Raw genomic sequence first — 8,453 nt, forward strand, 5'->3', positions numbered from 1 at the left:
GATCATCACCTCTGACACTTCGGTCGTGAAGTCGTTCACGGCCATCTCCTCTCGGATCAGGCCAGACCCTCACACACCGTTATTCAGACAGTCCCTGTAGGCGGTTAGGTTCGATATTAGAGAGGGCAGTATCGCCGCGGTGCTGCCGATGGGGCACTCTCACCTGTGTTGCCGGTACTCATCTTGGGGGAGAGCGCCGTTAGCGCACCCCGCTGGTATTTCTAGCAGCGCACCATCTCAGCGTGAAGGTCTCTCACCGCATGGTTACTCCCAGCCCACCCATTCACCAATCAACGCATCGGCCGATATCAGAGCTATCGGATTTGCTGTGCAGTGTCGCCGCGCAGGATGAGGAAGCCTTTGATGAGCTGTATCGGCGGTGCTCGCGTCGGGTGTATGGGCTGGTGCGCAAAGTCGTCGTGGACGCTGAACTGAGCGCTGACACTACGCAGGAAGTTTTTCTGGCCCTCTGGCAGGCAGGCGCCGCCCGCTACGATCCGCACCGGGGCACCGCGATGGCCTGGATTCTGACCATCGCCCACCGCAAGGCAATCGATAAGGTCCGCTCAGAACACGCCCACCGTGCACGGGATCTACGGTGGAGCAACAAGAACCAGACTGTTGACTACGATCATGTATCCGAGACCATCCTCGCCCGCGACGAGAGCGCAGCCGTCACCGAATCCCTGAAGGTCTTATCTGCTCTTCAACGCGAAGCGATCCATTTGGCGTTCTACACCGGCCTGACGTACAGCGAAGTCGCCCACCACCTGGGCATTCCCATCCCGACAGCGAAAACACGCATCCGGGACGGCATCAAACGACTCAGCACCTGCCTCCAAGCCAGCTGATACCAGTAAGCCAGGCAACAACCCAGAATTCCCTGCCCCGCAATGAAGGGTTGCAGGACACCCATCGCGGCGCCCCGCAACCCCTCACTGACTGTCAGAAGTGCCCTCTGCTAGATACGTTCCTCAGTCCCTATCCATTGGACCTTTCGCCTTCCGAGGACTTCAAGCCCAAATCTCAGTGATCTCTACCGCTTGACCTCACGCTGGTCCATCAGCACCTCCCGGGTAATCCCCCAACCCGGACGTGCCCGATCGAGTTGTGAGCGCCGCGTCCAGCCTCCCAGTGGCCAGCAGGGCGCGTTGCTTGGACACCCACACCGCCAAAACCCTCTCCTCAATTGGCTTGTCCGACCTGTACCGCGGCATGGTCCCGTGCTCGGCAACGAACTCGACCAAGCTAGCGAACCGGTGGTTCCAGTGCTCAGTCCGAGTGCCGCGCGCTTGTCCCTGCCACTCCCCCAGTTCGGCAAGAACTATCAACTGCTCTTTGGTGAGCCGGCCTACCCGGTAGGCTTTCCGCTGCCGATACAGCCACCCATACAACCAAAGCTCACCGGCATCCTGCGGGTTTTGCACCGGTAGCCGGCCATGGTGTCGGTAAAAGCCGAGCAGACGGGTGGAGTGGTCCCACCACGAATCCTTTAACGTGACCGTTAACCTGTTCGCTGGTTGGTCGTGCAGGACCAGGCGCCGACCGAACAGGGACGGGTCGCGCTTCTCAGCCGCCCAAATGGTGTACCGCACACGTCGCAGGCTCGCTCGGCAGATGGCGGCGATCCGTTCCACTGGAATACCACCGGCGTACATGAGCAACCATTCCTGCTTCGATCGGCAGGGACCCCACGGATCCTCCTACGACGGGCAGTCCTGGCCCATGGTGCCTAGCCCACCGGCTGAATGAGCTGCGGCCCGTCGTTGCGCACCGATCCGACGTCACTGTCGACGACGCGCGGGACCAGGACGATCTCGGGAATGGCGCCGAGGGATTGATCAGCGCTTGCTTGTTGCCGGCGATGATTAAGCGTCCACATGCAGCTCATTTTTCCGCACGGCAGGAACCCTACGCGTTTCCTGCACCCCCCCGGCCGGAGGCGTCGCACAACTATCCCCTGGCGTCGCCAGGCTTTACCATTGGCTGCCGATATCCTCTTCATCTACATCCCCCGATCCGATGATTTTCTTTGCCCACCCCGCCGTCAGTCCACGGGACCACATCAAGCCACAACGCTAGGCAGCGTCTTGATCGTGAACACCACGACCAGCGGCGAGGTTTTCAATAAGTGCCCGCGCCTTCGGCACGATGACCAGCGGTGGATCAGTGTCCGGGGTTAACGGATTCCAGGTATTGCTGCACAGCCGTTTCCGGTACCCGGTAGGAGCGGCCGAACCGGATACCGTTCAGCGCACCGGACTGCACCAGACGGTACACCGTCATTCTGGAAACCCGCATCCTGGCGGCTATCTCCGCAACGGTCAAAAGGTTCGTCGTCATGGGTCTGTTCTGTGCCATTGCTAAGCCGGCTCCTCAAAATCTCATGGGTCACTCTTGTGTCACTGTTAACAGTGGTCGCTCCTCTTCGTCTCCGCACGAGTAGTGACTACGTGTTCCTGAGGGTTCCCGGCACAAGTAGTCGGCGGAGTGAGCCGACTACTTGGCAGGTGATCCCGAGTTTGGGGTGGCTTGTGAATTCGTGAAATATCCCACGCTAAGGCTGTTTGGGCGTGTTGGATGACGATCGTGAGCAGAACATCGCTTGATAGTTACCTCCAGCCCTTGGAATGAAAGGAATCGTTGTGCAACGGTTGCCGTGTACGCGCCAACGTAACGAACAGATCCCTCCGCGATACGCCAACCTACGGTGAACAGCGATTCCTGACTTCGAACCCCTTGTTGCAGCCTGATTGCTATTGATTCCGGGTAAAAAATGGGGCCCTAACGTTGGATATTTCACTTTTTCACAAACCACCCCATGTAGGCCTCGACATCGACCCGGCCAAGACGCCATTGCCCACGGCCTCCCACCTGAATCGCCGGGATCTCACCGGTGCGGATGAGTGCCCGAATGGTGGATTCCTTCGTGTTCAGCTCCTCGGCCACCTGCCGGAGCGTCAGGAACCGTAACGGCTTGACGGGCTCAAACTCCGCACTGTGGCCTTTCCCTGGTGTCCCTTCACTACTTCCCTTCATCACGCCCCCGGGGAGTTTTTCCGGTTCTGGTCAGGGACGGCCGACAGTTCGGCTCGTAGGCGCGTGGCTTCGGCTTCGGCTTGTTCCCTGCGGCCTTGCTCCCGGGCCACTTTCTGGGCTGCGGTGGCCGCTTCGCTGCGGGCAGCATCCACAGCTGATCGGGACGCCTCAAGATCCCGGTGCGCGGTGTCCAGGCCGGCTTGCAGCTGCTCCACCTGGGTCAGGGCAACGTGGCGAGCCGTTTCAGCCTCGGCGACCACCGTGGTGAGCCGTGCCGCTTCATCCTCGGCCTGCTTCCTGGCCTGGCGTTCCTCAGTCAGGGTGCCCTGTACAGCGGTAGTTTCAGTCCGCGCTTCCTCACGCTCCTGCCGAGCTATTTTCACCGCGTCCTGAAGCTGGGCCACCTGCCCCACCGCAGTACCGCGGGCGGCCTCCGCAACACTGACCGCAGCAACCAGCTCAGCGGCTTCGGCTTCGGCCTGCTGCCGGCGGCCCTGCTCCGCCGCGGGCCCGTCAGCCGGTGACACTAGGCGAATGCTTCGGGCTGTACGGGCGCATGATCATATGGCGATGCCACCGGAGGCTGCGCAATGGGTTGCCCGTCCTCGGAAAGGTACAACAGGTAATAAACCGTGGTGAGGCGGCTCGCGCCGCCTCCTACGCTGGTCCCGGTCATCGCTCCAGCGTGATAGCTGTGATCGGCCCATTCATCCCCGAGGATCGCGTACAACCAGGCGTCGGTTTCCTCAACAGATAAGTGGACACGACTGCCCATCATGCGATGATGACCGGCCATGGAAAGAGTGATTCGAAAGCCCGACAACCCCGGGACTTCAGTGGCGTAGCTGCGGGTAGCGCGGTCGGCCCCGAAGCTCAGCTCCGCGTGTCGGTCGGTAACCGATTTCAACGACCCGATGTTCTGTGTCCGATTTTCCCCATAGCGCCGGCTCTCACTAAACAAGGCCGCGTCGTCCATGAAAGCCCACTTGAACCGGCCAAGGGTGCCGCGGTGCTTTTTCTCGATCGTTCTGCGCAGTTCATTCATGGACATGATTCGACCTTATGTTTCGGCTCCTACGTTCTGGAGACACAGGACTACTCCCCTACTGGTCGCCGTAACGCTCTTCCATGATTGGCCAAAGGATGCTCTCAATCAGCTTCTGCTGCGAGGTCTCCTCGATCTCGGCGGCCCGCCGAATTAGCTCGAGTTGCGATGGGCTGACTCGAATGTTCGCCCCGCTCGTCTTAGGCTCCTTGTTGCGTCGCTTCCAGGCTGGCATGTCGGACCGGGGCTTTGCCGACCTCGTCTGCTGCACCGGTGGATCTGGTTGCTCAGCCTTCGCTGCAAATTCCTCCGCCGCCTTTTCCTGCTGTGGTGTGCTACGCGCCCGTACCTTCACCATGCCAGGATCTCCTCTGCCAGTCGCTGAATCTCGTTTTTCGCCTTACTGTCACGCATCTCGACGACGCCCAAGCCTTCGGCCAGGGCCTCCTTGTATGCGTTGCGCTCATGCAACCGGGCTGACGCCAGACGAATCTCGGGAAACGCCGCCAAGTACTCCTTTGCCTGATCGGCTGCCTTCGAGAAGGTGTTCGTTGGCACCCTGTTCAACACCGCAAGAACCTTCAAATCTGGATTGATGTCTCGGGCCTCCTCCACCACCTTGGCGAGTTGCTCGGTGACGTCCAGGGCTGGCTGTGTTGGCTCGATCGGTGCGAGCAGCATGTCAGCGGCCGTCATGGCCGTACGCATCTCACGTGAGTCCTTGCCCGGTGCGTCAACGATTGTCACCCCGTATCGCTCCCCCAGATCGGTAAGCGTCTGCCGCAAGTTGCCGGTTTTCTGCACCGTCGGCACCAGGACTCCTCCGGCCGCCTCTCGGTCTCTGGCCCAGTTGGTCGACGTATGTACCGTCGGATCGGCCTCCAGAATGAACGGGTCCATGTTACGTCGCTGGAATTCGACGGCCAGATTCACGGCGATGGTGCTCTTGCCGACGCCACCTTTGTGATGAGCAATCAGGAGGATCATAAAGCTCTTTCTAGTAGTCGTTTGGTAGTACTACAGTACTAGTGCAACATTAGTTTACTACCATACCGCTACCAATATGGTAGTAGTATGGTGAAGACGTAATTCCAAATTGTAGTGACGCAGGAAAAGGCGCACTGTAACAGCAGTCACTATGCACTAGTATCGTACCAATCAAGTAGTACTTTAATAGTACTTTACTACTAAAGTGGTAGTACTTTGGTAGCAATAGTAGGAGCACCAATCCTGCAACGGTCAAAATTCATGTGGATCACTGATCCTCGGGCTGCCGGGCGGCGGGCCTTATCGCTGTGATCCAAATTCCTCCGACCATCAACTCGCCCACTGTCGAGACTGTGCACAGCCAACGCCTGCTCGAGGTGAGAAGCCCCCATGTCGGTGACGTGGTGGTTGTGTGCAGGCGGGCCCGTGGTTCCTGCTGTCCATGTGTGTGCGGGTCAAGCAGCGGAGCGTGGGGAAGCTTGAGCCGTGCCCAGGTGGGCAGGAGGCAACGGAACTACCTGACGGGAGTGGTGTCGTGGGCAAGGACCGTCACTCAAGAAATTGGAAGCGGCCCTGCACGCGGGTTCCGCCAGCTTCGTGGGGGACTATCGACCGGCACAACTGCAATGAGTTCATTCACGCCGCTCTGACAGTGCCCAAGCATCCAGTTAGGTCATGCCACCTGCCTGGCGGCATGCCACAGGGAGCGTTGATGCTCATACTCATCCTCGATCGGTGGGAGCCAGTACTCGTCTGTCTCCTGGTCGTACAGCTCGTGTTCGTCGAGCTGGGGGATGAGGTGTCGGTCGAGCCAGGCGTGCCAGGCGGCGCGTTGGCGGCGGTAGCGGGTGATTTGTTCCTGGCGGTCCTCAGTGGCTCCGAGCCGATCGGCGAGGTCCTGCAGACTGGTCGTGCATACGATTTCCCATCGGCCGTGGTGCCGGCGAATCATTTGCAGGGTCTCCATTCGGGCCAGGTGGTCGATGAGTGCCCTACGGGAGATCCCGGTGGTGTGGGTGAGGTCTGTGGTGGTGGGGGAGTAGCGTCCGCGTTCGATGGCTTCATAAGCGAGGGCTGCGACGTCGCCCAGGACCCGAAAGACGGGCCGAATGGCGTGGATCTTGCCCTTGCGCCAAGTGAGGTCGCGGGCAAGCTGCTTAAACTCCTTCGGCAGCTGCACAAAGTAGGTGTCGGCGTTACGGCCGCGTCCACGATCGACACGGGTGAAGATGCCTGCTGATGCCTTCTCCAGTGCCGGCAGAAGGCGGGCAATGGTGTCGTGGTTCTTGCCAAGTGCGACAGCGAAAGACCGGCAACCGATGTCGAGGAGGTTGGTCTGATTAGTGCGCATGTATGCCAAGACAGCCCGGATAAGGAACCGCAAACTGATGCCTGCTCGACCGTAACCTTTTAGTCGGTGATCCAGGACTGCGTAAAGGACATTCTCAAGATCGTTCACAAGCTGGTGAATGGCGTTCGAGCTGAGGTTTGGGCTGCCCCCCGTGAGTTGCGTAGGGCTTGTGTCGGAATTATGCGCAGTCCTCTGGCTTGCTCGCTGAGGGGTGGGTTTCACGCCTGTCCAGGCTTGGGCTTTGGCCCATTCGATGGGCAGCAGCCGCTCGGCCTTGTCCCCGTAGAGGGCGGCGAGGCCGGCGTACTGGCCGTCCATGCCGGCCTGGACGTGGTCGGCGGTCCAGTGACAGGCGGCGAAGTGATTCAGGACCGCCATGCGGGCCTCGGAGTCGCTGGCGTACCTGGCGGTGTCGTACAGCCCGGTACGGGCCACAACCCGCAGCGGCGAGTCATTACGGACTGTCGGTACACCGCCGGGCACAAGGGGGGTTTGGAGGGCTGCTGTGGCGGTTACTGTGTGTGCCTGGCCGCGCCGCTTTTTTTGCTCCATCCGGTACAGCTCCGGCGCGATGGCTTTCCGCAGCGCAGTGAGTGCCTTAGCGGGGTTACGGCGGGTCAGGATGCCGTAGGCGTCCGTCAGCGGAGTGATAAGTGTTTGGTGGCCGCCGCTCTTGTGTGCGGATCCGGGAACACGGATGCAGCCGTCGGTGACATTTTGGTGCGGGCTGGGGTCAAGGCTCGGTGCGCGGAGCGTGAGGGCTTCCACGAATTCGCGGGCCTCGACCGCGGTGATCGCTTCCTGTAGCGGCACGTACAGGTGTAGGCCTCCGCTGGGGGACTGGTCCTTCACGTAGGAGAGGCCAACTGAGTCGAGGATGCCGGCGAGGCGCACGGCGTCGTCGTCGACGACGGCTTTGCGGGCCTTGGACGTGTCCAGATCGAGGCAGAGCGTGCGCACGGAACCGTCGACGTCGTGGATCAGGACGGCGGCCGGAACCGTCGGAAGAGTGCCAGTGATGCGCAGCGGTGTGCGCGGCCGCGGGTACTGGAAACGATCACCAATCCAACGGCCAGCCCGGTACACAGGCTGACCCGCGACCAACGGCGCCAACACCCACGCAGCAGATGGTAAATCCATTCGGCGCGGCGCGGGATTAAAAACTGGAGGGGCTTGCAACACTCGGTGTATGCTTTCGATAGTCGATACGACCTAAAAAGGACGTGTCGGGTTGAGCCCTTCACCGGGGATCTTTGGTCGGATGGTCCGGTGTAGAGCTGGAAACTTGAATATGAGAAGGCCCGCTACGGCGGGCCTTCTGTTTTAACTAGCTTTTGTGAAGGTCAAAGCCTCCTGATAGTCGCTGTCAATCTTGTTGGGAAGCCCAGCAGCCTTATCGATCAGTGCCCCAAGATAGTCGCTAAGGGAGAGGTGACACTCTTTCGCAGCTGCAGTAGCGCGGCTGTGCTGGTCGGGAAAAACCCGTCCTCGCAGAGCGACGCGATTACCGTCCAGCTTTGGCATGTGGCGAGTGTCCTGGCTCATAGTCTGACCATTCCACAAATAGCGGTACCGGTCTCGGCATTTCTCGGGTGTGTCGCAACAATTCTGGTTTGTGTCGCTCATGAGCCCATGTCCTGTGTTTGGTTGCCGACGACGTCCCAGCGGCCGTCGTGCTGCTCGAGGTAAATGGTGACGATTTGCCGTCCGGTGGCGGTGAGTTCTTCATCGTCGCGGCTGATCCAGCGCCAACTGACGTCGTAGGCGCGGATCGCTTTGCCGTCCGCGACATCTTGGGAGACATCGCCGGGGGCTGCAACGATGCTGGGGGCGCTGTACGCCTGGTGCTGGGATGGTTCAAGCCACGCACCCTGTGCGGCGTTGCGTTCGGGCTCGATCTGGTTGGTTGCCCATTCGTTGCTCATCAGCGGTATGGGGGACTGTCTGAATAACGGTGTGTGAGGGTCTGGCCTGATCCGAGAGGAGATGGCCGTGAACGACTTCACGACCGAAGTATCAGAGGTGATGATC

General features: G+C 60.3%; 10 protein-coding genes and 1 pseudogene. 1 reads left to right on the plus strand and 10 read right to left on the minus strand.

Annotation, left to right across the window (positions count from 1 at the left end; all coding sequences use genetic code 11):
• Window positions 1-260 precede the first annotated feature (260 nt).
• Window positions 261-851 (plus strand): ECF RNA polymerase sigma factor SigK, encoded by a 591-nt coding sequence (sigK, locus tag IWX65_RS16710; RefSeq protein WP_334683963.1) that lies wholly within the window; start codon window positions 261-263, stop codon window positions 849-851.
• A gap of 198 nt (window positions 852-1,049) precedes the next feature.
• Here sigK and IWX65_RS18150 read toward each other — a convergent pair whose 3' ends face one another.
• The 10 genes and pseudogenes from IWX65_RS18150 to IWX65_RS16760 all read right to left on the minus strand — a co-directional run.
• The gene (locus tag IWX65_RS18150; RefSeq protein WP_442859215.1) at window positions 1,050-1,658 is read right to left on the minus strand and encodes a helicase associated domain-containing protein; all 609 of its coding nucleotides are present in this window, start codon (window positions 1,656-1,658) and stop codon (window positions 1,050-1,052) included.
• A 74-nt stretch (window positions 1,659-1,732) separates the two neighbouring features.
• Entirely contained in the window at window positions 1,733-1,882 is a 150-nt protein-coding gene (locus IWX65_RS16720; protein WP_196884685.1) for a hypothetical protein, read from the minus strand.
• A gap of 284 nt (window positions 1,883-2,166) precedes the next feature.
• Window positions 2,167-2,343 carry a helix-turn-helix domain-containing protein gene (locus IWX65_RS16725; protein WP_334683961.1) on the minus strand — a complete coding sequence of 59 codons (177 nt, stop codon included), beginning with the start codon at window positions 2,341-2,343 and terminating at the stop codon, window positions 2,167-2,169.
• A gap of 456 nt (window positions 2,344-2,799) precedes the next feature.
• Complete coding sequence (locus IWX65_RS16730; RefSeq protein ID WP_196884689.1) at window positions 2,800-3,039, minus strand: helix-turn-helix domain-containing protein; 240 nt, start codon at window positions 3,037-3,039, stop codon at window positions 2,800-2,802.
• Complete coding sequence (locus IWX65_RS16735) at window positions 3,039-3,566, minus strand: hypothetical protein (RefSeq protein WP_196884690.1); 528 nt, start codon at window positions 3,564-3,566, stop codon at window positions 3,039-3,041. Before IWX65_RS16735 ends, IWX65_RS16730 begins: the two co-directional genes overlap by 1 nt.
• On the minus strand, window positions 3,566-4,090 hold the full coding sequence (locus IWX65_RS16740; RefSeq protein ID WP_196884692.1) for a hypothetical protein: 525 nt from the start codon (window positions 4,088-4,090) through the stop codon (window positions 3,566-3,568). Before IWX65_RS16740 ends, IWX65_RS16735 begins: the two co-directional genes overlap by 1 nt.
• A 52-nt stretch (window positions 4,091-4,142) precedes the next feature.
• On the minus strand, window positions 4,143-4,442 hold the full coding sequence (locus tag IWX65_RS16745) for a hypothetical protein (RefSeq protein ID WP_196884694.1): 300 nt from the start codon (window positions 4,440-4,442) through the stop codon (window positions 4,143-4,145).
• A complete protein-coding gene (locus tag IWX65_RS16750) occupies window positions 4,436-5,071 on the minus strand; it encodes an AAA family ATPase (protein WP_196884696.1) in 636 nt (211 codons plus the stop codon). Before IWX65_RS16750 ends, IWX65_RS16745 begins: the two co-directional genes overlap by 7 nt.
• 673 nt (window positions 5,072-5,744) lie before the next feature.
• Entirely contained in the window at window positions 5,745-7,508 is a 1,764-nt protein-coding gene (locus tag IWX65_RS16755; protein WP_334683962.1) for a hypothetical protein, read from the minus strand.
• A gap of 536 nt (window positions 7,509-8,044) precedes the next feature.
• Window positions 8,045-8,453, minus strand: a pseudogene (locus IWX65_RS16760) (hypothetical protein); the annotation flags it as partial.

The organism is Arthrobacter sp. CAN_A214 (assembly GCF_015751955.1).
Classification (GTDB): domain Bacteria; phylum Actinomycetota; class Actinomycetes; order Actinomycetales; family Micrococcaceae; genus Arthrobacter_D.

What these genes read in the sequence shown, in the direction of transcription:
- sigK (WP_334683963.1), top strand. Translation starts at nt 261, where the DNA reads ATGGTTACTCCCAGCCCACCCATTCACCAATCAACGCATCGGCCGATA.
- IWX65_RS18150 (WP_442859215.1), bottom strand. Translation starts at nt 1,658, where the DNA reads ATGTACGCCGGTGGTATTCCAGTGGAACGGATCGCCGCCATCTGCCGA.
- IWX65_RS16720 (WP_196884685.1), bottom strand. Translation starts at nt 1,882, where the DNA reads ATGTGGACGCTTAATCATCGCCGGCAACAAGCAAGCGCTGATCAATCC.
- IWX65_RS16725 (WP_334683961.1), bottom strand. Translation starts at nt 2,343, where the DNA reads ATGACGACGAACCTTTTGACCGTTGCGGAGATAGCCGCCAGGATGCGG.
- IWX65_RS16730 (WP_196884689.1), bottom strand. Translation starts at nt 3,039, where the DNA reads ATGAAGGGAAGTAGTGAAGGGACACCAGGGAAAGGCCACAGTGCGGAG.
- IWX65_RS16740 (WP_196884692.1), bottom strand. Translation starts at nt 4,090, where the DNA reads ATGTCCATGAATGAACTGCGCAGAACGATCGAGAAAAAGCACCGCGGC.
- IWX65_RS16745 (WP_196884694.1), bottom strand. Translation starts at nt 4,442, where the DNA reads ATGGTGAAGGTACGGGCGCGTAGCACACCACAGCAGGAAAAGGCGGCG.
- IWX65_RS16750 (WP_196884696.1), bottom strand. Translation starts at nt 5,071, where the DNA reads ATGATCCTCCTGATTGCTCATCACAAAGGTGGCGTCGGCAAGAGCACC.